Raw genomic sequence first — 22,281 nt, 5'->3', positions numbered from 1 at the left:
CCCGACCATGAAACCGATCGCCGTCATCCAGCACACGGAAGTGGGCGCCCCCGGCGCCCTCGACACCATCCTGCGCAACCGGGGCCGCGAAGTACGCACCTTCCGCATCTTCCGCGGCGACGCGGTGCCCGAGGACCCCCGCGCGTTCGCCGGCATCGTCCTGCTGGGCGGATCGATGGGCGTGCACGACGCGCTGCCGTGGATCCCGCAGGAGCTCGCGCTGGCGCGCGCCGCGCACCGCCTGGGGATCCCGCTGGCCGGCCATTGCCTCGGCAGCCAGATGCTCGCCTTCGCGCTGGGCGGCCAGGTCGGCCGCCTGGAACGTCCGGAGATCGGCTGGGGCGCCATCGAAACGGAGGACCACGCGCTCGCGCGCGACTGGTGGGGCGCATCGGCGGGCCGGCCCGTCTTCACCTTCCAGTGGCACCAGGACACCTTCACCCCGCCGCCCGGCGCCGTGCGCATCGCCAGCAGTCCCTTCTGCGAGAACCAGGCCTGCGTCGTCGACGGCCTGCACCTGCTCGTGCAGTCGCACCTGGAGATGACGCCGGCCCTGGTGGAGGCCACGCTCGCGAAGAACCGCGGGCAGCTCCTACGGGAGCTGGAGGCCGGCAACCCGGCGGTGCAGCCTGCCGATGCGATGCTGCAGGACTTGCCCGCCCGGACCGCGGCCGTGAACGAAGTGCTCGCGCGCCTGTACGACCGCTGGCTGCGCGCCTGCCGCGGCGGTGCCGGAGAGGTCGGTGAACTCATGCGCGACAATGCAGCTCGAACTCCGCACTGCCCACCATGACCGACCGCCCGACCGACCCCGAACTCCCGCCCGCCGCAGCCGTCGTTTCGGACCTGGGCTACCAGCCCATGGACCGCATCCATGCGGAATTCCAGGACATGCTGCTGCGCGCGCAGGGCGCGGCGGCGCCGGACTGGGTGCCGCTGCTCGAGCAGATCGACGCGCACATGCGCAGCCACTTCGCGGCCGAAGACGCCTGGATGGTCGAGACGGAGTTCCCGCCGCGCGACTGCCACATCGACGAACACGCGGCGGTGCTGAAGTCCTCCTCCGAAGTGCTGGCGCTGGCGCGGCAGGGCAACTTCAACCCGGCGCCTTCCTTCGTGCAGGCGCTGGTCGACTGGTTCCCCGGCCACGCCGACCACCTGGATTCGGCCCTGGCGGCGTGGATGTGCAAGCGCCAGTTCGGCGGCAAGCCGGTCGTGCTGCACCGGCCGCAGCGGCGCCCCGCCGCCGCCTGACGGGCACTCAGCGCGGCGCCGCCGCGCAGCCCGCTTCCTGCGGGTCGACGCAGGCCAGCACGCACAGCAGGCCGATCGGCACCAGCAAGGCCCAGAACGACCACGCCAGGTAGGCGACCCCGCCCGCCCCGCAGCCGAGGGCGAAGCCGGCCACCGGCGCCAGGATCCCGAGCATGCGCCGGCGCGCGTGCATGCGCTCGGCCGGCCGCATGCGCATGGAATCCATCGCCTCCAGCACCAGCTGCGTCACGTTGCCCGTCATGGCCGTGGTGGGACCGGCGGAGCGCAGCGACAGGCGCGACTGCGCGCTCTGCACGCCCATGGCGAACGCGCCCGCGCACGCCGCCACGAGGGCCCATCCGTAGTCGGACCGTCCCGCGCCGGTCGGCGGCGCCAGCAGGGCGAACGCCAGGAAGCACGCGAGCCCTGCAACTTCCAGTGCCAGAACGACCGAGGCAGGCCGGCCGCAAGGCGGTGCCGGCAAGCCGTGCAACCAGCCCGCGCATGCCACGCCGGCGACGAACACCGGCAGGACCAGCAGTTTCCCGAGGACGCCACCGCCGCCGCCGACGAGCTCCGTTCCCAGCAGGACGAAGTTGCCCGTCACGTGCGCGGTGAAGAGGCCGTGCAGTCCGATGAAGCCGAGCGTATCCACCCAGCCCGCGACGGCTGCCAGCGCCGCTGCGAGCAGCAGCGGACGGAGACCGACCCACGCCACGGCCGGACGCGTCGTCGCGCCGTTCACGGGTTCACTCCGACAGCGCGGGTTCCGCGAAGCCCGTGAAAGAGGCGAAGTCCTCCACGCCTTGCCTCGGCATGTCCGTGCGGTTCACGATCGCGTGGGGATCGCCGAAGCCCATGGACATGCCGCACGCCGTCACCTCGTGCGGTGGCATGCCCAGGTGCTCGGCGACGACGGCATGGAAGCGGGCGAACGACACCTGCGGGCAGGTGTCGATGCCCCGCGCCTTCGCGGCGAGCATGACGCTCTGCACGTACAGGCCGAGGTCGAGCCAGCTGTGGCGGCTCAGGCACGCGTCGATGGCGAAGATCAGGCCGACCGGCGCGCCGAAGAAGCTGAAGTTGCGCTGCGTCTGCAGCGAGCGGCCGGCCATGTCGTTGCGCGGGATGCCCAGGGCGCCGTAGTAGCGCTCGGCGAAGTCCGCCTGGCGCGCGCACAGCGCGGAGGGCAGCGGATCGGGGAAGTGCGTCGATGGCGGGAAGGTGCCGTCACGGAACGCCGCGACGAGCGCCTCGCCCAGGTGCTTCTTCGGCGCGCCGGTCACGACGTACACGCGCCAGGGCTGGGTGTTGGAGTTGCTCGGTGCGGTGGCCGCCGCCTGCAGGATCTCGCGCACGGTGCCGGCCGGCAGCGGGTCCGGCCGGAAGGCGCGCACGGAGCGCCGCGAGCGCATCACGGCGTCCACGCATCGGCCGATGTCGGCCTGGGACCATTCAGCGCGTTCCATGTCCGGCTCCTTGCGCCTGCGGAGGCGCGTGGTAGGCGATCCTGCCCGCGGGCAGGAAGAACAGCGCGATGACGGCGCCGCCGCGCGCCTCGGGATAGTGGTGGCTGCCGGGCGCGGGCGCGGTCCAGCCCGCCTCGCACCAGCCATTGGGCCCGTTCAGCGCGGCGCCCGGATTCAGGGGAACCACCATGTTGAATTCGCCATAGGGGTGCGCGTGGTACTGGCCGCGGAACGCGTTGCCCGGGTTGCCTTGCGCGTTGCCCGTGCTGTCCATGTACACGGCCGTGATGCTGAAATGCCAGGTGCGCTCCGAGGGCTCGGCGATGCGGCTGCGGCGATAGGCGGGCCCGTCCACCTCGACGTTGGCCGCCCAGCCATCCCGCACGCCCTGCTTCACCAGGCGGGCGAGCGCCTGGTAGAGCTCGCTGTCGGGCCCGTACTTCGCGTTGAGCCAGCGCTCGGTTTCGGTGCCGGGCGTCATGTCCTTCACTTCCGCGAGGAAGGGCAGGCTGCGCTCGATCAGTGCCTCGCGACCTTCGTGCAGGACTTCGGTGATCATGCTCATTCCTCCGAGCGGAAGCCCGAGGCGCGGACGACCGGTCCCCATGCTTCGCGGTCCCGCCGGATCTCGGCGGCGTAGTCGGCGGGGGACAGGGTGTGGGGCTCCAGCCCGACCTGCTCGAAGGCCGCGACCAGGGCCGGGTCCTTGCTGGCCGCGACGATGGCTTCGTAGAGCGCCTGCGTCGTCGACTGCGGCGTGCCGGGCGGTGCGAAGATGCCGTAGGTCTCACCGCCGCGGATCTTCGCGAAGCCCTGCTCCGCGAACGTGGGCACGCCCGGCAGGAAGCGCGAACGCCGGTCGGCGGCGACGCCGAGGATCCTGGCCTTGCCCTGCTGCAGGTAGCGCAGGAAGTCCGCCACGAAGCCGAAGTAGGCCGGGATCTGCCCACCCAGCAGGTCCTGCATGGCCGGCGCCGAGCCGCGGTAGCCGATGTGCTGCAGCTTCAGCCCGCCCGCTTCGGACAGCTGGAAACCCAGGAAGTGCGCGACCGACCCGGCCGCGGGCGATGCATAGCTGGCGCTGCCCGGCGTCTTGCGCACCCAGGCGACGTAGCCCTGCAGGTCCTTCACCGAGGCCGGCACCGCGCTGCTGACCGCGAGCGCGCAGGTCGCGGAGACCACCGGCGAAACCGGGACGAAGTCGGCCAGAGGGTCGTACATGAGCTTCGCATACACGTGCGGGTAGATGGTCAGCGCCGAAGCGTGCGTGCACAGCAGCGTGCTGGCATCAGGACGTTCGCGCTTGAGCATGCTGTTGGCGATGCGCCCCGCGGCGCCCGCGCGGTTGTCCACGATGTAGGTTCGACCCTGCTTGCGCCAGGCCTGCGCCAGCTGGCGTGCCGTGGTGTCGAGCGTGCCACCGGCGGGATACCCGACCAGGAGCTTGCCGGTCGTGCCGCCGGTCTGGGACAGGGCCGGGAGGAGCCAGCCGGCCACGGGGCCGGCGAGTGCGACGCGCGCAAACGCGCGGCGGGTGAGAGCGTCCATGCGATACCTCCATTCGATCAGTGGCAAGGGGCAGGCGGATGATGGTGGAGCACTGTCTTGAACGGAACTGACGTCTTTGCAAGTCTCGGATGCATGCCATTCAATTTGCGGCGGCTCGCGGCGAGGCGGAACCGGGGCCTGCAAGGAGCGCGGCATCGGCGCGCAGCGCGCGGGCGATCTGCACGGCCAGCTGCAGCCGCCGCAGGAGCGATGCGCCGGCATCCGTGGTCACCTTGGACGGATCGAGCGGCGGACAGGGAGCGCCGGGTTCCCCGTGCAACAGCGGCGCGGCGCCGGGCGCCAGTTCCGCGGCGATCGCGCGCGCGGCCTGGTCCAGCGGCTCCTGCAGTTGCCGCAGGTCCAGGACCGCGCGCCGGCGCACCAGCATGGTCTTCGTGGCGGTGAGCTGCGCGAGCAGCTCCCAGCTCCGCGCGACGACGCGTTCCAGCTGCGCCAGCGGTGGCTGCACGGAGCGCGGCTCCAGCAGTGCACGTCCCCCGGCCTGGACGAGCGCCGCCAGGCTGTCGTGCGCATCGCGGCGCGCGAGCCGCCACGCGAGCTCCGACTGCGCGTCCGCCGCAGGCAGGCGTCCGAGCGCCAGCGCGAGGCGCGCATGCCGTGCCTGCGCCGCGAGCGCGCCCTCGACGAGGGCAGCGAGCTGCGTCCGCTCCCAGGAAGGCAGCACGTAGCTGAACCCCCAGGCGATGCAGACGCCGATGAGGGTGTCCATCACGCGCTCGGCCACTTCGAACGCGGGCGGGCTGGCGCCGTCCAGGAGGTGGACCTGCAGGAGGGCGAGCACCGTGGCCGCCGCCGCCGTGACGAAGTAGCGCTGCAGCACGAAGGCGTGCGCGACGCCGTACGCCAGCGCGATGACGACCAGCAGCGGCGCGGGAGGCAACCGCGCATACAGCAGCATCCCGGCGAGCACGCAACCGAGCAGCGTGCCGGCGACGCGGCTGTTGCGCCGTTGCAGGGTCTGCGCCAGGTTCGCGCGCAGGACGAAGGCGATCGTCATGAGGATCCACGCGTCGTGCGCGCTCCAGGGCAGGAGGCTGCCGACCAGGTGGCCGGCGGCGATGGCCAGCGCCGCGCGGGCGGCGTGGCGCAGCGGCGGCGCGTCCATGCGCCAGAGCGCGCGCAGCGGCCGCCAGCTCCATCGGGCCGGGCTGACGAACAGGGGCCAGGCATGCCGCACCGCCTCCGTGCCGGGCACGCGCTCGCCCCGCGCGAGACCCACGAGTTGCGCGACTTCGTCATGCAGGTGGCCGACACGGCGCGCCAGCGCGCGGGAAAGCAGCCGCGGCGCGGACGAGGGCACGTCACTGGGCGCGGCCGCCGCCGCTGCGAGGGCGGGCCGTTCGTGCACGAAGGCGGGCGGCAGCCGGCCGAGCCGCAGCGCGTCGGCAAGATCTTCCAGGTCGCCGGCGAGCGCCTGGATCTCCGTGCCCAGCACCGCCAGCAAGGGCTGCTGCCCCGGTGCTTCGTGCAGCGCCTCCAGGTCGAGCGCGCAGGCGACCAGGTGATCGCGCAAGTCGATCAGGTGCACGAGCATGGCCGCGCGCTGCAGTTCCCTCGCACCCGCCGGATCCTCCAGCAGGAGATTGCGCGCGCCTTGCAGCGGTTCGGCCAGTTCGGCGTGCAGCTTCATCAGCCGCGCGGCGAGTGCAAGGCGCTGCTGCGTGTGCGGCGGCATGGTGAACTGCAGTCCCTGCGCGCGCAGGATGCCGGCCAGCGCCCAGGCGAGGTCGGCAAGCGCCAGGACCCGGTAGCGCGGATTCAGCAAGGCATTGGCCGCCGTCCACCAGGCGATGCACAGCGATGCGCCGACGAAGAAGGCCAGCGCATCCCGCAGGGCCGCTGCGGGGCCCTGCGGCTTCGGGGCGGCCAGCGCGAAGAGCAGCGCGAACACCAGCGAAGCGGAGACCGGCAGGCCGCGCTTGCCCCAGGCGGCGGCGAGGAAGGCCAGGAAGGTGGCCGCGGCCAGCAGCGCCAGGAGCGCCGCGGGCGATCCGCGCAGCAGCAGCGTCGCGAGAAAGAGGGGCGTGCCGAGCAGCAGCGCCGGCAGGAACTGCGTGAACTTGCCGCGCCGCGGCCCAGGCTGCGCGGGAGCCGTGGCAGCGATCACCCCTGCCATGGCAGCAGAAGCCGCTGCCTCGCCCGCGAAACGGTGCACCAGCCAGGAGATGAGCAGCAGGCCCGCAGCCGCCACCACGGCCTGCGTGACCTGTGCTCCCACGAGCAGGCGCCCGGCGGCGCGCAGCAGGCGCGCCGCCGGCGCCTGCTGCGACAGCACCGCGTCCGCTTCGCCGGGCGCCAGCGCGTTCATCCGCTTCTCCTCAGTCCCGCGGGACGACGTTGTAGGAGATCCGCCCCGAGGGCAGGAAGAACAGCGCGATGAGCGCGCCACCACGCGCTTCCGGGTAGTGATCGCTGCCGGGCGCGGGCGCCGTCCAGCCGGCTTCGCACCAGCCGTTCGGCCCGTTCAGCGCGGCGCCGGGCGTGAGCGGGACGACCATGTTGAATTCGCCGTAGGGATGGCCGTGGTACTGCCCGCGATAGCGTTGGTCGGGGTGTCCCTGCCGGTTGCCGGTGCTGTCCATGTAGACGGCGGTGATGCTGAAATGGCGCGTGCGCTCGGACGGTTCGGCGATGCGGCTGCGCCGGTAGACCGGTCCGTCGATCTCGACGTTGGCCGCCCATCCGTCCTGCACCCCTTTCGTGACCAGCGCGGCGAGCGTCCGGTACAGCTCGCTGGCCGGACCGTACCTGGCGTTCAGCCAGCGTTCCACCTCGGTGCCGGGCGTCATGTCCTTCACCTCTTCGAGGAAGGGGACGCTGCGGGCGATCAGCGCTTCGCGATCGGCGTTGGGGGTGTCGTTCGTCATCGTGCGGGCTCCTTGTTCGTGACTGCGGGCCCGGATGATGGAAGCGCAGCGGAATGAATGGAACTGATGTCTCTGCAAGCGCACAATGCAGTCCATTCAACTCACCATGGGGGAGCAAGCCATGAGCATCGGTCGCATGGACCTCAACCTGCTGAAGGTGTTCGACGCGGTCTACGAGGACCGCAACCTCGTGCTCGCCGGCCGCAGGCTGCACCTCACGCAGTCGGCGGTGAGCCACGCCTTGACGCGGCTGCGCGAACTCGTGGGCGACGACCTCTTCGTGCGCACCGGCAAGGGCATGGTGCCCACGGGGCGCGCCGCGGCGATGGCGCCGGGCCTGCGTGACGCCTTGCGCCGCATCGAGGCGACGCTGGGCGTGGAGCCGTTCGCGCCGGAGAAGTCGCGGCGGCGCTTCGTGATCGCGGCGAACGACCACATGACGGAGGTGATCGTGGCGAGCCTGTCGCGCGCGTTGCAGGAGGTGGCCCCGGGCGTGGATCTCGTCATCCGCCCCTCCACGCGGCTGGACCTCGCGGAGCAGATCGACGTCGGCCGGATCGACCTGGCGATCGGCATCTTCTCGCAGGTGCCGCCGCGCCTGAACACGCGCACGTTGATGTCGCAGGGCGAGGGCATCCTGATGCGCAAGGGTCATCCGACGTCACGCCGCAAGCTCACGCTGCAGGACTTCGCGAGATATCCGCTGGTGACGATCTCGGTGGGCGGGCAGGAGGAAGGCGCGGTGGACGGCTTCATCCTCGAGCGCGGGCTGGCGCGGCAGTCGGAGATGTTCGACCGGCATGCGCTGGAGGAAGCGCTGGCCGAGGTGGGGCTGGTGCCGCGGCTGCGCGTCACGGTGCCCCATTCCCTGGCGATCCCGGGGCTGCTGCGCGAGACCGACATGCTGTCGATCGTGCCGACCTCGCTCGCCAAGGCGCTCAAGGGCGCCGACCTGCTGCTGCGACAACCGCCCTATCGCGCGGGCACTTCGGTCACGCGGGCCGTCTGGCACCGGCGCAACGAGCACGACCTGGGGCACGTGTGGTTGCGCGAGATGGTGGCGAAGATCGCGAAGGAGGCCGGGGAGCCGCAGGGGCCCACGCCTTGAGGCCGGCGCTCAGCGGGACAGCGCATGTCGGGGCAGAATGCGCAGTTCTTGATTTCCGAGATACGCAGGTGGACCAGGCGTCGGCAAGCGAAAAAAAGAAGGCTTCGAGGTCCTGAAGGCTTTCTGGTTCCGGGAGGGAGTCCCGGACGACGTTCTGGCGGAGCAGGAGGGATTCGAACCCTCGATACGGTGAAACCGTATACCGGATTTCGAGTCCGGCGCATTCGACCACTCTGCCACCGCTCCTGAATTCGGTTCGCGTGGTGCGAAGCCCGCCATTGTAGCGGAGGTCGAGGGGGGCATGGATCCCGGCTCAAGGCCGGGATGACATGGCCGGCCGGGATGACAAGGGCGGAGGTCGGCGACTCAGGCCGCCAGCCGCTCCACCCCACCCATGTACGCCCGCAACACCTCCGGCACCGTCACGCTCCCATCCGCGTTCTGGTAGTTCTCCAGCACGGCCACCAGCGTGCGCCCCACCGCGAGCCCCGACCCGTTGAGCGTATGCACCAGCTCGTTCTTCCCCTGCGCGTTCTTGAAGCGTGCCTGCAGCCGCCGCGCCTGGAAGGCCTCGCAGTTGCTCACCGAGCTGATCTCGCGGTACGTGTCCTGCGCCGGCAGCCAGACTTCCAGGTCGAAGGTCTTGGCGGCGCCGAAGCCCATGTCGCCCGTGCACAGCAGCATGACGCGGTACGGCAGCTCCAGCTTCTGCAGGATGGCCTCGGCGTTGCGGGTCATTTCCTCCAGGGCCTCGTAGCTCTTCTCCGGGTGCACGACCTGCACCATCTCGACCTTGTCGAACTGGTGCTGGCGGATCATGCCGCGGGTGTCGCGGCCGGCGCTGCCCGCTTCCGAGCGGAAGCACGGGGTGTGCGCCGTCAGCTTCAGCGGCAGCTGCGCCTCGGGCAGGATCTCGTCGCGCACGAAGTTGGTCAGGGTCACTTCGCTGGTCGGGATCAGGTACAGCGCCTGCTGGTCTTCGTCCGCCAGCCCTTCCTGGCCGCCCTTGCTCACGGCGAACAGGTCGCCCTCGAACTTGGGCAGCTGGCCGGTGCCGCGCAGCGTGGCCTCGTTGACGATGTAAGGCGTGTAGCACTCGGTGTAGCCATGCTCCTGCGTCTGCACGTCCAGCATGAACTGCGCGAGCGCGCGGTGCAGCCGCGCCACCTGCCGCTTCATGACGGTGAAGCGCGCGCCGCTCAGTTTCACGCCGGTGGCGAAGTCCAGGCCCAGCGGCTCGCCGATGTCCACGTGGTCCTTCACCTGGAAGTCGAACTTCCGCGGCGTGCCCCAGCGCCGCACCTCCACGTTGGCGTGCTCGTCGCTGCCCACCGGAACGCTCTCGTGCGGGAGGTTGGGGACGGCCAGCAGCAGCGCCTGCATCTCGGGCTGGATCTGCTCCAGCCGGGCGGCCGATCGGTCGAGCTCCGCCTTGGCCTGCGCCACCTCGGCCATCACGGCGTCGGCGCTCTCGCCCTTGGCTTTCAGCTGGCCGATCTGCTTCGAGAGCTGGTTGCGCTTCGCCTGCAACTCTTCGGTGCGGGTCTGGATCGTCTTGCGCTCGGCTTCCAGCCGCTGGAACGCCTCCACGTCCAGGAAGGTCTGGGGCGACTTGCGGGCCTCCAGCCGTGCGATCACGGAAGGCAGGTCTTTGCGGAGCAGGTTGACGTCGAGCATGAGCCTGATTTTATTCGGCGCCCTGCTTACCATAGGCGCCCACCCCAAGGAGGACCCCATGCCCATGCAGATCGACTGCTATCTCTCCTTCAACGGCAATTGCGAGGAGGCGCTCAACTTCTATGCCAGGTGCCTCGGCGGCGAGGTCACCGCCCTCATGCGCTTCGAGGGTTCGCCCATGGACGACGGAAAGCTGCCCCCGGAGTGGAAGAACAAGGTGATGCACGGCTCCGTCACGGCCGAAGGCGCCCAGATCATGGGCAGCGACACGCCACCGGGCTGGGGCACGCCCGGCTACAACGGCATTACCGTGTCGCTCTACATCAAGCAGGACGTGGAGAAGGCGCGCAAGGCCTTCGATGCGCTGGCCGCCGGCGGCCAAGTGAAGATGCCTTTCGCCCCACCCTTCTGGGGCGGGCACTTCGGCATGCTGACCGACAAGTTCGGCGTGCCGTGGATGGTGAGCTGCGAATAGCCGCTCAGGCCAGCGTTGCGGGGTCCACGTTGGCGCCGCACACGACCAGGCACACCGTCTCGTCGGCGCGCGGCACGTAGGCCCGTGTCCGCAGCGCCGCCAGCGGCAGCGCGGCGGCCGCTTCCACAGCCAGCTTGCATTCGGTCCACAGGGCGTGCTGGGCGGCGCGGATCGCATCGTCCGGCAGCAGCAGAGACTGCGCCACGTGCCGCTGCGTGATCTCCCAGGCGATCGCGCCGATGCGGCGGGCGCCGAGCGCGTCGGCCGCGACGCCACCCACCTGCACGTCCACGGGCTCGCCGGCCTCGCGGGCGCGATGCAGCGTGGGCGCGAGCTCCGGCTCCAGCGCCACGACGCGGCTGCGCTGCTTGAACCAGGCGGCGATGCCGGCGACCAGGCCACCGCCGCCCACGCTCACCAGCACGCTGCCGGGTGCGCGGCCGCCCTGCTCCTCGATCTCCATCGCCAGCGCGCCGGCGCCGGCCACCACCTCGGGCTGGTCATAGGCGTGCGTGAGCAAGGCGCCGGTCTCGCGCTGGCGCGCCAGGCAGGCGTCCAGCGCTTCGGCGTAGACCGCGCCGGTCACGACCACCTGCGCGCCGAGTTCGCGCAGCTTCGCCTGCTTGGCGGGGCTGCAGACGGTCGGGACGAAGACTTCGCACGGGACGCCCAGCGCGCGGGCCGCGGCGGCCGTGGCGATGCCGGCGTTGCCGCCGGAGGCGACGATCACGCCGCTGTCCGGAATGGGATTCGCCAGCAGGCGGTTGTACATGCCGCGCGCCTTGAAGCTGCCGGAGACCTGCAGGTGCTCCAGCTTCAGCCAAACCTCGGCGCAGTCCACGCCGAGGGCGCTGCCGGGGAGCTGCCACAGGGGCGTGCGGCGGATGAAGCCGCGAGGGTCGTCGCGCAGGCGCGCGGCGGCGGCTTCGATGGCCGCGCGCATCGTCACTGCTTCAATCCCTTGGGCAGCGGGAACTTCACCGTCTCCACGATCCCGTCCATCTTGCGCACCGACACCGCGCCCAGCACCTTGATGCGGGCGATGACTTCCTGCACCAGCACCTCGGGCGCGGAGGCGCCGGCGGTCAGGCCCACGCGGTTCTTTCCTTCCAGCCATTCGGCCTTCAGTTCCTCGGGGCTGTCCACCATGTAGCTGGCCACGCCCAGCTTGCGCGCGAGTTCGGCCAGCCGGTTGCTGTTGGAGCTGGTGGGGCTGCCGACGACGATCACCACGTCCACCTCGCGCGCCAGCATCTTCACGGCGTCCTGCCGGTTCTGCGTGGCGTAGCAGATGTCCTGCTGCTTGGGCTCGCGCACGGCCGGGAAGCGCTGCTTCACGGCACGCGTGATTTCGGCCGCGTCGTCCACCGACAGCGTGGTCTGCGTGACCAGGGCCAGGCGCTCGGTCTGCGACGGCTGCACGCGCGCGACGTCGGCCACGTCCTCCACCAGGTGGATGCCGCCCTGCAGCTGGCCCATCGTGCCTTCCACCTCGGGATGCCCCTTGTGGCCGATCATGATGAACTCGTAGCCTTCCTTCGCGAGCTTGGCCACCTCGATGTGCACCTTGCTCACCAGCGGGCAGGTGGCGTCGAAGACGTGGAAGCCGCGCGCGGCGGCCTCCTGCTGCACCGCCTTGCTGACTCCATGGGCGGAGAAGACCAGCGTGGCGCCGGGCGGCACGTCCGCCAGGTCCTCGATGAAGATCGCGCCCTTGGCCTTGAGGTCGTTCACGACGAAGGTGTTGTGCACGATCTCGTGGCGCACGTAGATCGGCGCGCCGAAGCGCGCCAGCGCCCGCTCCACGATGTCGATGGCGCGGTCCACCCCGGCGCAGAAGCCGCGCGGTTCGGCCAGCAGGATTTCCGCGGGCCGCATCAGAGCACCCCGATCACTTGCACCTCGAAGGTCACCGGCTGGCCCGCGAGCGGATGGTTGAAGTCGAACAGCACCGCATCGGGCTGGCCGTCGCCGTCCTTGTCCTCGCCCAGCTGCCGCACGGCGCCGGCGTAGCGGCCCATGCCGTCGGGCGTGGGGAACTCCACCACGTCGCCCACGGCGTAGGTCTCCTGCGGGTCCCCCATCTGGACGAGGAGCTTGCGCGCGACCCACTGCACCATGTCCGGGTTGCGATCGCCGAAGGCCTCGCCCGCCGGGATCTCGAACTGCGCGCGGGCGCCCTCCGGCAGACCCAGCAGGCGCTGCTCCACGGCGGGCGCCAGCTCGCCGGAGCCCAGCGTCAGCGTGGCCGGCTTGTCGGCGAAGGTGTTGATGATGTCGCCGGCCGGCCCCGCGAGGCGGTAGTGCAGCGTGAGGAAGGAGCCCGGCTCGACGCGGGCAGGGTTGGAGGCCATGGTGTCCCGATAATGTGGCCTCCATTTTAGGAATTCGGGGCGAAGGGCATGCTGATGGCGCTCAAAGACCTCCCCGCGGATGCCCGGCCGCGGGAGAAACTGCTGGCGCGGGGCCCCGCCGCCCTCAGCGACACGGAGCTGCTGGCGCTGCTGCTGCGCACCGGCACGCGGGGCCGGGGCGTCTTCCAGATGGCGCAGGAGGTGCTGGACCGCTTCCGCGGCCTGGCCGGCCTCCTGCACGCGAGCAGCGAAGAATTGCGCACGGTCAACGGCCTGGGCGGCACGGCCAAGCGCTCGGAGCTGATGGCGGTGCTGGAGCTCGCGCGGCGCGCCGTCGCGGAGCAGCTGCGGGCGCGGGAGGTGTTCGGCTCGCCCGACGCCGTGAAAAATTACTTGCAGCTGCACCTGGCGCGGCGTCAGCACGAGGTGTTCGCCGCCCTCTTCCTCGATGCGCAGAACCGCCTGATCGCGATGGAAGAACTCTTCCGGGGCACGCTGACTCAGACCAGTGTGTACCCGCGCGAAGTCGTCCTGAAAGCCCTGCACCACCACGCGGCCGCCGTGGTGCTGTCGCACAACCACCCGAGCGGCACCGTGCAGCCCTCGCGCGCCGACGAAGCGCTCACGCAAACCCTGAAGGCGGCGCTGGCGCTCGTCGACGTGCGCGTGCTCGATCACGTGATCGTCGCGCCGGGGCAGGCCCTCTCCATGGCGGAAAGAGGCCTGCTTTGAAGGCCAAGTCCCTGCAGGACCTGCAGGCCATCAAGCAGCAGATCGCCGAAAAGGAGCGCGCGGCGCGCGAGCAGGCGGCGCGCGAGGCCGAGGCACGCAAGCGCGCGGAAGCCGAGCGCAACCTGTTCCAGCGCGCGGCCGGCCGCGTGCACCGGCTGCCGGAGCACGGGCGCGTGCATCACCCGCCGGAGCCGGTCGCGCCCGTGCCGGCGCAGCGCCAGCTCGATGACCAGCGCGTGCTGAAGGAAGCGATCAGCGACGAGTTCGACGCCTCCACGCTGCTGGAGACCGACGAGACGCTCAGCTTCCGCCGTCCCGGCGTGGGGCCCGACGTCGCCCGCAAGCTGCGGCGCGGCCACTGGAGCATCCAGTCCGAGATCGACCTGCACGGGCTGCGCAGCGACGACGCCCGCGAGGCGCTCGCCGCCTTCCTGCGCGAGGCGGTGCGCCAAGGCCTGCGCTGCGTGCGCATCGTGCACGGCAAGGGGCTGGGCTCGCCCGGCAAGACGCCGGTGCTGAAGGGCAAGGTGCACGCCTGGCTGGTGCAGAAGAACGAGGTGCTGGCCTTCGTGCAGGCGCGCGGCGACGAGGGCGGGGCCGGGGCGCTGGTGGTGCTGCTCACGCCCACGTGACGGCCACCGGCGCCTCGCGCGGCAGCGGCAGCGGCGGCATGGGCCGGCCGTAGATCCGCTGGATGCGCAGCGGCAGCGGCGGGTGCGCATCGAACCAGCCGCCGCGCTCGGCGGCGCGTCCCAGCAGCAGCAGGTGCTTCACCGAGGTGGGCCACGGCGGGTCCGCCGGCATCGTGTCGGCCTCCTGCCGTTGCGTGAGCGCCTTGCGCAGCACGCCGCCCAGGCCGTCGCGGCTGCGCGTCCACTGCACGGCCCGCGCGTCGGCGAGGAACTCGCGCTGGCGCGACACCGAGGCCTGCAGCACGCGGCCGGCGTACCGGCCGAAGGAGCCCATCACCATGATGGCCGTGCCGAAGAGCCAGGCCAGGCCGCCGCGCTCGCGCACCGTCTCGCCGAAGCCCCACACCAGCTCCAGTCCCGCGACCATGCCGGCCAGCTGCATGTTCAGCTGCGTGTCGCCCTCGTGGATGTGGCTGCATTCGTGGGCCACCATGCCCTGCAGCTCGTCGCGCGTGAGCAGGTCCAGGGCGCCCTGCGTGACCGCCAGCACCGCCTCGTCCTCGTCCCAGCCGCTCGCGAAGGCGTTGATGGCCTGGTGGCGCGGCATGACCATCACCTGCGGACGCGGCATGTGGGCGGCGATGCAGACCTCGTCGACGATGTTGGCGAGGCGCTGCTCGGCGTGCGAGGTGGACGGCCGCAGCTCGCGGGCGCCGATGCGGCGGGCCAGGCGCTCGGCGCCGCCCGGCATCCGCAGGTTGGAGATCTCGATCCACCAGCCGCCCAGCACCAGCAGCAGGGTCACGCCGACGTTGACCCCGAAGAACAGGCGCGGGAAGTCGAGCGCGTAGAGCGACAGCACCTTCAGTCCCCACCAGCACAGCGCCAGCGCCAGGTGCACGCCCAGCACGGTGGCCGCCACGGCGAGCGTGAACAGCACGAGCAGCTTCAGGGTCTCGCCCCGGGCGGCCTCCTGCTGCTCGAAGATGCGCATGCGCGCGGCGCCGCTCAGAACGCCAGGCGGGGCGCCTCGCGCTCCTGCGCGTTCTGGGTGGACTGCAACTGCGCCGCCAGCGCGAAGCCGAACAGGCGCGCGGCGATCAGTCCGGGAAAGCGCGAGGCCGTGTCGTTGTACGCCAGCACCTCGTCGTTGTAGGCCTGGCGGGCGAAGCCGATGCGGTTCTCGGTGGAGGTGAGCTCCTCGCTCAGCGACTGCATGGTCTCGTCGGCCTTCAGCTCGGGGTAGCTCTCGGCGACCGCCATCAGCCGGCCCATCACGCCGCCCAGCTCCTGCTCCGCCAGGGCCAGCCGGCCCACGGCGGCCGGATCCGTGGGGCGCACGCGCACGGCGCCGGCGGCGCTGACGGCCGCTCCGCGGGCGCGGGCCACGGCTTCCAGGGTGGCGGATTCATGGGCGAGGTAGCGCTTGGCCACTTCCACCAGGTTCGGGATCAGGTCGTAGCGGCGTTTCAGCTGCACGTCGATCTGCGAATAGGCGTTGGCGATGCGGTTGCGCCGCTGCACCAGCTGGTTGAAGGCCGCGATGGCCCACAGGACGATGGCGGCCACCACCGCGACGACGATCCAGGTTGCTCCGGTCACGCCGGCCTCCTTCCCTTTTTTGTGGCGGCCATTATGGGCCCTCGCGGGCCAGCTCAACCGTCCGTATTTCGCATCCAGTCTGCCGTCTGGAAGAAAGCCTGGTTCAGGCGGGTCCGCAGTTCGGGGGGCACGCCCACCTCGCCCATGGCCTGGTCCATGCAGGCCAGCCACTGGTCGCGCTCGGCGATCCCGATCCGGAACGGCATGTGCCGCATGCGCAGGCGCGGGTGGCCGAAGCGCTGGGTGTAGTACTGCGGCCCGCCGAGCCAGCCGCAGAGGAACCAGAACAGGTTCTGGCGCGCCCGGTCGAGCTCCGTGCCATGGGTGGCGCGCAGCTGCGCGTACCCGTGCTCCAGGTCCATCAGGTCGTAGAAGCGCTCCGCCAGCGCCTTCACCTTCTCTTCGCCGCCGATCCACTCGAAAGGGGTGGCGTGCTGCGGCTGCTCGTCCGTCTCCATGCCGGGATTGTCCCCGGGATGCTATTCGGCCGCCTTGCGCAAGGTCTCCACCACCGGCCGGCTCAGCACTTCGCGCAGGCCCCACCAGCCGGCGGCGAGCGCCAGCACGGCGCCGGCGGCGGCGCCCGCCAGGGGCACCAGCGGCGACGCCGTCCACGTGAAATCGAAGGCGTATTTCGCGAGCGCCCAGCCCACGATGCCGGCCACCACGCTGGCCAGGAAGCCCGCCAGCAGGCCGACGCCGGCCAGCTCCGCCCGCTGCACCTGCCGCAGCAGGCTGCCGCGCGCGCCCACCGCCCGCATGATCGCGAACTCGCGGGCGCGCTCCTCGCGCGTGGCCGTGACGGCGGCGAACAGCACCACCACGCCGGCGGCCAGCGTGAAGCCGAACAGGAATTCCACCGCGCGGATCACCTTGTCCAGCACGCCCTGGATCTGCGCGATGGTGGCCGTCATGTCCACGCTGGTGACGTTGGGGAAGGCGCGCACCAGCGCGTTGTCGAAGCCGCGCTGCGCGGGGGCCCGAAAGGCGCCCATGAAGGTCACGGGCATGTCCGGCAGTTCACTCACCGGGTACATCACGAAGAAGTTGGCCCGCATGGAGCCCCAGTCCACCTTGCGCAGCGAGGTGATCCTCGCCTCGCTCGTGATGCCGGCGATGTCGAAGCGCAGCGTGTCGCCGAGCTTCAGGCCCAGCGTCTGCGCGATGCCCTCCTCCACGCTCACGGCGCCCTGTTCCTCCGGCTGCCAGCGGCCGGCGACGACCTCGTTGTGGTCCGGTTTCTGCGCCGAATACGAGAGGTTGAACTCGCGGTCCACCAGGCGGCGGGCGCGGTCCTCCGTGAAGTCGTCCGGGCCGATGCTGCGGCCGTTCACGGCGACCAGTCGGCCGCGGAACATGGGGTACCAGTCCAGCCGCTGCACGCCGGCGGCGCGCAGCTGCGCCAGGAAGGCCTGGCTCTGGTCCGGCTGCACGTTGATGACGAAGCGGTTGGGCGCATCGGGCGGTGTCGCCTGGCGCCAGCTCGCGATCAGGTCGGTGCGCAGCAGCACGAGCAGGACCAGCGCCAGCAGGCCCACGGCCAGCGCGCTGGTCTGCACCACGGCGTAGGCGGGGCGGGCGCTGATCTGGCGCGTGGCCAGCACCAGCCAGCGCGGCGCCGTCGCCTCGTTCACCAGCCGGCGCAGCAGCTTCACCGCCACCCAGCTCAGGCCCGCGAACACCAGCACGGCGCCGGCGAAGCCGCCCACCGCGATGGCGCCCAGCTTGAGGTCGCTGCTCGCGGCCAGCAGCAGCGCGGCGAAGCCGGCGACGCCGACGCCCAGCACCAGCAGCGAAGCCGGCTTCAGGTTGCCGACGTCGCGCCGGATCACGCGCAGCGGCGGCACCTGCGCCAGCTGGAGCACCGGCGGGAGGCCGAAGGCGAACAGCAGCGTCAGCCCCATGCCGAGGCCGAACACCGTCGGCCAGGCGCCCGGCGGCGGCAGCGTCGTGTTCACCAGGCCGCTCATGAAGGCGATGAAGACGAAGTGCACCGCGAAGCCGAGCGCCACGCCCAGCAGGCTCGCGACCAGGCCGACCAGCGCGAACTCGATCGTGTAGCTCCAGGCGATGGTGCGCTGGCTCTGGCCCAGCACGCGCAGCATGGCGCAGTCGTCCAGGTGGCGGCTCGCGAAGCCGCGCGCCGCGAGCGCCACGGCCACGGCGCTGAGCAAGGCCGCGAGCAAGGCGACCAGGTTGAGGAATTTCTCGGCGCGGTCGAGCGTCTGGCGCATCTCCGGCCGCCCGCCTTCCAGCGATTCGACCCGCACGCCGCGCACCTCGGGACGGTGCGCCTCGTCCCTCGCCCACTCGGTGAAGCGTTCGACGCTGCGATCGTTGCCGGCCACCGCGAAGCGCCAGCCGATGCGGCTCGCGGGCTGCACGAGGTGGGTGGCCGGCAGGTCGTCCGCGTGGATCATCACGCGCGGCACGAAGTTCTGGAAGCCGGCGCCGCGGTCCGGCTCCAGCGTGATGATGCGCGTCACGCGCAGCCGTGCGTCGCCGAGCAGCAGCGGGTCGCCCATGCGCAGTCCCAGCGCCTCCAGCACGGGCGCGTCGACCCAGGCCTCGCCCCGCTTCGGCACCTCGCGCGTCTTCTGCCCGGTTGCCTCGGGGCGGTCGGCGATCTCCAGGTTGCCGCGCAGCGGATAGCCGTCGGGCACCGCCTTCAGCGCGATCAGGCGGGTGGCGCCGCCCTGCGCATCGGGCGCGCGGGCCATCGAGGGGAAGACCATCGTGACCAGGCCCTGCAGGCCCAGCGCCCGCGCGCGGTCCACGAAGGCCTGCGGCGTCGGCTGGTCGCTCACCACGACGGCGTCGCCGCCCAGCAGCGCGCGGGCATCGCGCTCCAGGCCGCCCTGCAGGCGGTCGGCGAAGAAGCCGACGGCGGTGAGCGCCGCGACGGCCAGCGTCACGGCCACCATCAGCAGGCGCAGCTCGCCGGCGCGCAGGTCGCGGCGCAGCGTGCGCCAGCCCAGGGAGAAGGCGGAAGCGCGGCTCACGTCGCCTGCCCTGCGGCCCGCGGACGCGCCCGGGCCAGTTCCGTCTGCAGCACCAGCCGTCCGGGCGCGGTGTAGCAGAGGAAGTGGCGGTTGGTCGCGCGGCCGATGGTGCACAGGCCCAGGCGCTCGGCGATCTCGAAGCCCATCTGCGTCGTGCCGCTGCGCGACACCACGATGGCGACACCCATCTGGGCCGACTTGATCACCATCTCGCTGGTCAGCCGCCCCGTCGTGTAGAACACCAGCGGCTCCTCGCGCGTCGGTGCCCGCAGTTCGTGCTCGCGCAGCCACATCCAGCCGGCGATCGTGTCGATGGCGTTGTGGCGGCCCACGTCCTCCACGAAGAGGAGCATCTCCTCGCCGCGGAACAGCGCGCACCCGTGCACGGAGCCGGCGGACTTGTACGTGCTTTCCTGCAGGCGGATCGCATTGAGCAGGCCGTACAGCTGCGCCTGCGTGATGCGCGCGTCCGGCAGCGGCACGCTGTCGATCTCCTCCATCAGGTGGCCGAAGACGCTGCCCTGCCCGCAGCCGGTGGTGACCACGCGGTGCGCCGTGCGCTCCTCGATGCGCTCGATGCCGGCCCGGGTGCGCACGGCGGCGGCGCCGACCTCCCAGTCCACCGTGATCGACTCCACGGCTTCCAGGCTTTCCACGAGCCGCTGGTTGCGCAGATACCCCAGCACCAGCCATTCGGGATGCGCCCCCAGCGTCATCAGCGTGACGAGTTCGCGCTTGTCGACGTAGACGGTGAGAGGCCGCTCCGCCGGAATGGAGATGGTTTCCGCCTCGCCATGTTCGTTGACGGTCTGGACGCTGCGCGTGAGCGGCGCGCGGGCCTCGGTGAGCACGGGGCGGGTCATGGCGCCAAGGCTAACGCAAAACAAAGGCCAGCCGCGGGGCTGGCCTTCGTGGCGCGGGGGCTGCGCTACTTCTTCGGCGCCACGCCCGCCTTGCTGGGCGTCATGTCGCCGGAATGGGCGTTGACGCTGGGCGGCGTTGTGGCATTGCCGGCCGGCGAATGCGCCTCCGAGCTCTCCAGCGGCTTCTGGCTGGGCGGCGTGTAGGCGAAGGGGCCCGGGTCCATGCACGGCGGCGGCGGCTTGACGGCCGCCGCGACGTCCGGCACCGGCGTGCCGCCGCCCTGGGCCAGCGGCGCCGTCCTCGGCGCGGGCGGGGGAGCGGACGCGGCCGCCATGGCGGCGGAGGCGCCATTGGCGGCAGCCGAAGCGGCGCCCGCCGGCGCGGCCGCCTTCGGATGGTTGGACTTGTAGCGCGCGGCGATGCGGTCCTGCACCTGGCACAGCTGGTAGGCGGCGACCTTGGACTGCCACGCTGCCTTGGCCGCGGCCTCGGCCGCCTTGGCCTGGGCCGCCGCATCCGGCGGCGGCAGGGTGGCCAGGGCGAGACCGCAGCTGGCGGCGAGCGCCGTGGCGGTGAAGATGCGCTGAATCATCGGTTGTTCTCCTCAGGCGGGCCGCACGCGGTCCGTGCGGTCGTCGACCACCAGCGGCTGGCTGCGCTGGGCGGGGATCTTCCCCGACTGGATGTCCTCGTACCAGTAGGCGTGGTGCTCGCGCGCCCACGCGTCGTCCACGTAGCCGCGGCGCATGGCGGTGTAGGCGCCGCGCATGCCGACCGTGCCCATGTAGATGTGGCCGAACAGCGCCGCGAGCATCAGCACGGCGGCGACCGAGTGCACCATGTGCGTCAGCTGCATCATGTGGCGGTCGTACACCAGGTTCGGGATCAGCTTGTCCATCAGCAGCCCCGAGACGATGACGACGATGCCCAGGAACAGCATGGCGCCCCAGAACATCAGCTTCTCGCCGGCGTTGAAGCGGTGCGTCGGCGCGTCCTTCTTGCCGATGGTGCCGCCGAGCGTGAGGAGCCAGTGCAGGTCGCCCTTCTGCGGGAAGTTGTCCTTGATGAAGGTGGCCAGGATGACCAGCAGCGACACCACGAACAGCGGCCCGACGAAGTTGTGCAGGTTCTTCAGCAGGTAGGTGAGGTAGCCGAACAGCGTCTGGCCGATCACCGGGAGCAGGAAGAACTTGCCGAACGCCATCACGATGCCCGAGATGCCCAGGATGACGAAGGCGATGGCGTTGGCCCAGTGGGCGGCGCGCTCGAAGGGCGTGAAGCGCTCGATGCGTGGCGCGCGCTGGTTGGTGCTCTCGCCGACCGGTCCCTTGGCGAAGTAGAAGATCGCCAGCGCCACCAGCGTGATCAGCAGCAGCGAGCCGCCGTAGGGCACGATCCAGCGGTTGCGCACCTGGCGCCAGGCCTCGCCGGCGCTCACGTAGCGCACGCCGGGGTAGTTCACCGGCCCCTGGATCAGGTTGCCGGCTTCGGGCGCCTCGTGCCTCGGCAGGCTGGTGTAGCCCGTCACGCCGCCCTGCACCTGGCGCCACATCGGCGCGTTGTTGCCCGGCTGCACGGCGTTGCGCTGCCCGTTGGTCTGGTCCATGTACCCCGGCAGCGAGGACGCGTCGGGCTTCACCTCCGGCTTCACGTCGAAGATGTTCTGGCCGCGGATGCCGCCGGGCTGGCCCGGCACGGCGTCCTCCGGCGCCATGGGCGCCGGCGTGCTCGTGGTGGAGCCGCCGCCGCCCGGCGAGGAGGTCTGCGACTGCGCGAAGGCCGGCGAGCCGAGCGCGCAGGCCAGCACCGCCGCCGCGGCGAACTCAAGGAACCTTGACATATTCGTTCTGCCCCCGGACGGTGCGCACCTTCAGGTGCTGTTCCCAGCTGCCGCGGTCGCCCGGCTTCCACTCCGGCGCCGTGAAGGCCGCGTGGTTGGTGCCCTGGAAGGGCGCCGCGTCGCTCTTGATGCCGCCGGCGGTCTGCTCGCGCTCGGCGCAGGCCGACAGCGCGAAGGCCGCGGCCGCGAGGGTGAGGATTGCGACGGGCTTCACGACTTGCCTCCTTGCGGCTGGCCGGCCTGGCGCGAGCCGTAGGCGGTGCCCCAGCCCCACACCTCGGCGCCCTTGCCGCGCTTGAGCACGCGGTTGCGGAAGATGTCGGCGATCACGTCGCCGTCGCCGCCCAGCAGCGCCTTGGTGGAGCACATCTCGGCGCACGCGGGCAGCTTGCCCTCGGCCAGGCGGTTGCGGCCGTACTTCTCGAACTCGGCCTGCGAGCCGTTGGCCTCGGGGCCGCCGGCGCAGAAGGTGCACTTGTCCATCTTGCCGCGCACGCCGAAGGTGCCGGCCGCCGGGAACTGCGGCGCGCCGAACGGGCAGGCATAGCTGCAGTAGCCGCAGCCGATGCAGGTGTCCTTGTCGTGCAGCACCACGCCCTCTTCGGTGCGGTAGAAGCAGTTGACCGGGCACACCGCCATGCAGGGCGCGTCCGAGCAGTGCATGCAGGCCACCGAGATCGAGCGCTCGCCCGGCACGCCGTCGTTGAGCGTGACGACCCGGCGGCGGTTCACGCCCCAGGGCACCTCGTGCTCGTTCTTGCAGGCCGTGACGCAGCTGTTGCACTCGATGCAACGCTCGGAGTCACAGATGAATTTCATTCGTGCCATGTGTGTCT

At 71.3% G+C, this 22,281-nt stretch carries 25 protein-coding genes and 1 tRNA gene; 6 read left to right on the top strand and 20 right to left on the bottom strand.

The genetic code is table 11. The annotated features are described in order from the left end of the window. The first annotated feature begins 7 nt into the window (after window positions 1-7). A complete protein-coding gene (locus ACY0MJ_RS10170; protein ID WP_462638300.1) occupies window positions 8-793 on the top strand; it encodes a type 1 glutamine amidotransferase in 786 nt (261 codons plus the stop codon). Next, on the top strand, window positions 790-1,254 hold the full coding sequence (locus ACY0MJ_RS10165; protein WP_462638299.1) for a bacteriohemerythrin: 465 nt from the start codon (window positions 790-792) through the stop codon (window positions 1,252-1,254). Before ACY0MJ_RS10170 ends, ACY0MJ_RS10165 begins: the two co-directional genes overlap by 4 nt. Window positions 1,255-1,261: 7 nt before the next feature. Here the strand turns inward: ACY0MJ_RS10165 and ACY0MJ_RS10160 are convergent, their stop codons facing one another. The 6 genes from ACY0MJ_RS10160 to ACY0MJ_RS10135 all read right to left on the bottom strand — a co-directional run bounded on the left by ACY0MJ_RS10160 (window position 1,262) and on the right by ACY0MJ_RS10135 (window position 7,159). Continuing rightward, on the bottom strand, window positions 1,262-1,999 hold the full coding sequence (locus ACY0MJ_RS10160) for a YoaK family protein (protein ID WP_462638298.1): 738 nt from the start codon (window positions 1,997-1,999) through the stop codon (window positions 1,262-1,264). A gap of 4 nt (window positions 2,000-2,003) precedes the next feature. Further along, a complete protein-coding gene (locus ACY0MJ_RS10155; RefSeq protein ID WP_462638297.1) occupies window positions 2,004-2,723 on the bottom strand; it encodes a nitroreductase in 720 nt (239 codons plus the stop codon). Further along, window positions 2,710-3,282, bottom strand: coding sequence for a 4-hydroxylaminobenzoate lyase (locus ACY0MJ_RS10150; RefSeq protein WP_462638296.1), 573 nt, complete (start codon window positions 3,280-3,282; stop codon window positions 2,710-2,712). Before ACY0MJ_RS10150 ends, ACY0MJ_RS10155 begins: the two co-directional genes overlap by 14 nt. 2 nt (window positions 3,283-3,284) lie before the next feature. After that, window positions 3,285-4,271, bottom strand: coding sequence for a tripartite tricarboxylate transporter substrate-binding protein (locus tag ACY0MJ_RS10145; RefSeq protein ID WP_462638295.1), 987 nt, complete (start codon window positions 4,269-4,271; stop codon window positions 3,285-3,287). A gap of 100 nt (window positions 4,272-4,371) precedes the next feature. Beyond that, window positions 4,372-6,600, bottom strand: coding sequence for an FUSC family protein (locus ACY0MJ_RS10140; RefSeq protein WP_462638294.1), 2,229 nt, complete (start codon window positions 6,598-6,600; stop codon window positions 4,372-4,374). Between the two features lie 10 nt (window positions 6,601-6,610). Further along, window positions 6,611-7,159, bottom strand: a complete 549-nt coding sequence (locus ACY0MJ_RS10135; RefSeq protein ID WP_462638293.1) for a 4-hydroxylaminobenzoate lyase — start codon at window positions 7,157-7,159, stop codon at window positions 6,611-6,613. A 121-nt stretch (window positions 7,160-7,280) separates the two neighbouring features. Here ACY0MJ_RS10135 and ACY0MJ_RS10130 point away from each other — a divergent pair, with 121 nt between their 5' ends. Then, window positions 7,281-8,267 (top strand): LysR family transcriptional regulator, encoded by a 987-nt coding sequence (locus tag ACY0MJ_RS10130; RefSeq protein WP_462638292.1) that lies wholly within the window; start codon window positions 7,281-7,283, stop codon window positions 8,265-8,267. A 155-nt stretch (window positions 8,268-8,422) separates the two neighbouring features. Here the strand turns inward: ACY0MJ_RS10130 and ACY0MJ_RS10125 are convergent. Both ACY0MJ_RS10125 and serS read right to left on the bottom strand, forming a co-directional pair. Further along, window positions 8,423-8,513 (bottom strand) — tRNA-Ser (locus ACY0MJ_RS10125). A 120-nt stretch (window positions 8,514-8,633) separates the two neighbouring features. Beyond that, window positions 8,634-9,944: a serine--tRNA ligase gene (gene serS, locus ACY0MJ_RS10120; RefSeq protein ID WP_462638291.1), complete on the bottom strand. Its 1,311-nt coding sequence runs from the start codon at window positions 9,942-9,944 to the stop codon at window positions 8,634-8,636. Between the two features lie 58 nt (window positions 9,945-10,002). On the opposite strand from serS, the gene ACY0MJ_RS10115 reads away from it, so the two are divergent. Beyond that, window positions 10,003-10,419, top strand: a complete 417-nt coding sequence (locus ACY0MJ_RS10115) for a VOC family protein (RefSeq protein ID WP_462638290.1) — start codon at window positions 10,003-10,005, stop codon at window positions 10,417-10,419. 4 nt (window positions 10,420-10,423) lie between these two features. Here the strand turns inward: ACY0MJ_RS10115 and ACY0MJ_RS10110 are convergent, their stop codons facing one another. The 3 genes from ACY0MJ_RS10110 to ACY0MJ_RS10100 are packed head-to-tail and all read right to left on the bottom strand — an operon-like array spanning window position 10,424 to window position 12,773. Beyond that, window positions 10,424-11,362, bottom strand: a complete 939-nt coding sequence (locus ACY0MJ_RS10110) for a threonine/serine dehydratase (RefSeq protein WP_462638289.1) — start codon at window positions 11,360-11,362, stop codon at window positions 10,424-10,426. Between the two features lie 2 nt (window positions 11,363-11,364). Then, a complete protein-coding gene (ispH, locus tag ACY0MJ_RS10105) occupies window positions 11,365-12,300 on the bottom strand; it encodes a 4-hydroxy-3-methylbut-2-enyl diphosphate reductase (RefSeq protein ID WP_462638504.1) in 936 nt (311 codons plus the stop codon). Then, on the bottom strand, window positions 12,297-12,773 hold the full coding sequence (locus ACY0MJ_RS10100) for an FKBP-type peptidyl-prolyl cis-trans isomerase (RefSeq protein ID WP_462638288.1): 477 nt from the start codon (window positions 12,771-12,773) through the stop codon (window positions 12,297-12,299). Before ACY0MJ_RS10100 ends, ispH begins: the two co-directional genes overlap by 4 nt. A gap of 54 nt (window positions 12,774-12,827) precedes the next feature. On the opposite strand from ACY0MJ_RS10100, the gene radC reads away from it, so the two are divergent. Next, a complete protein-coding gene (gene radC, locus ACY0MJ_RS10095; protein ID WP_462638286.1) occupies window positions 12,828-13,505 on the top strand; it encodes a RadC family protein in 678 nt (225 codons plus the stop codon). After that, complete coding sequence (locus ACY0MJ_RS10090; RefSeq protein ID WP_462638285.1) at window positions 13,502-14,137, top strand: Smr/MutS family protein; 636 nt, start codon at window positions 13,502-13,504, stop codon at window positions 14,135-14,137. The genes radC and ACY0MJ_RS10090 overlap by 4 nt, the downstream gene beginning before the upstream one ends. Here ACY0MJ_RS10090 and ACY0MJ_RS10085 read toward each other — a convergent pair. The 9 genes from ACY0MJ_RS10085 to fdh3B form a co-directional block, all read right to left on the bottom strand. Then, window positions 14,124-15,131, bottom strand: a complete 1,008-nt coding sequence (locus tag ACY0MJ_RS10085) for a M48 family metalloprotease (protein WP_462638284.1) — start codon at window positions 15,129-15,131, stop codon at window positions 14,124-14,126. The genes ACY0MJ_RS10090 and ACY0MJ_RS10085 overlap by 14 nt on opposite strands. Window positions 15,132-15,145: 14 nt before the next feature. Continuing rightward, entirely contained in the window at window positions 15,146-15,739 is a 594-nt protein-coding gene (locus ACY0MJ_RS10080) for a LemA family protein (protein WP_462638283.1), read from the bottom strand. Between the two features lie 53 nt (window positions 15,740-15,792). Next, window positions 15,793-16,197: a group II truncated hemoglobin gene (locus ACY0MJ_RS10075; protein ID WP_462638282.1), complete on the bottom strand. Its 405-nt coding sequence runs from the start codon at window positions 16,195-16,197 to the stop codon at window positions 15,793-15,795. Window positions 16,198-16,218: 21 nt separating this feature from the next. Continuing rightward, window positions 16,219-18,741, bottom strand: a complete 2,523-nt coding sequence (locus ACY0MJ_RS10070; RefSeq protein ID WP_462638281.1) for an ABC transporter permease — start codon at window positions 18,739-18,741, stop codon at window positions 16,219-16,221. Further along, window positions 18,738-19,604 carry a formate dehydrogenase accessory sulfurtransferase FdhD gene (locus ACY0MJ_RS10065; RefSeq protein ID WP_462638280.1) on the bottom strand — a complete coding sequence of 289 codons (867 nt, stop codon included), beginning with the start codon at window positions 19,602-19,604 and terminating at the stop codon, window positions 18,738-18,740. The genes ACY0MJ_RS10070 and ACY0MJ_RS10065 overlap by 4 nt, the downstream gene beginning before the upstream one ends. A 65-nt stretch (window positions 19,605-19,669) precedes the next feature. Continuing rightward, a complete protein-coding gene (locus tag ACY0MJ_RS10060; protein WP_462638279.1) occupies window positions 19,670-20,197 on the bottom strand; it encodes a hypothetical protein in 528 nt (175 codons plus the stop codon). A 12-nt stretch (window positions 20,198-20,209) separates the two neighbouring features. Next, entirely contained in the window at window positions 20,210-21,445 is a 1,236-nt protein-coding gene (locus ACY0MJ_RS10055; RefSeq protein WP_462638278.1) for a formate dehydrogenase subunit gamma, read from the bottom strand. Next, window positions 21,429-21,659 (bottom strand): hypothetical protein, encoded by a 231-nt coding sequence (locus tag ACY0MJ_RS10050; RefSeq protein WP_462638277.1) that lies wholly within the window; start codon window positions 21,657-21,659, stop codon window positions 21,429-21,431. The genes ACY0MJ_RS10055 and ACY0MJ_RS10050 overlap by 17 nt, the downstream gene beginning before the upstream one ends. After that, on the bottom strand, window positions 21,656-22,273 hold the full coding sequence (gene fdh3B / locus ACY0MJ_RS10045; RefSeq protein WP_462638276.1) for a formate dehydrogenase FDH3 subunit beta: 618 nt from the start codon (window positions 22,271-22,273) through the stop codon (window positions 21,656-21,658). Before fdh3B ends, ACY0MJ_RS10050 begins: the two co-directional genes overlap by 4 nt. Window positions 22,274-22,281 lie beyond the last annotated feature (8 nt).

The organism is Ramlibacter sp. bp-362 (genome assembly GCF_054956735.1).
Note: the sequence above shows the minus strand (reverse complement) of the source record. Positions and strands in the feature narration are given on the sequence as shown.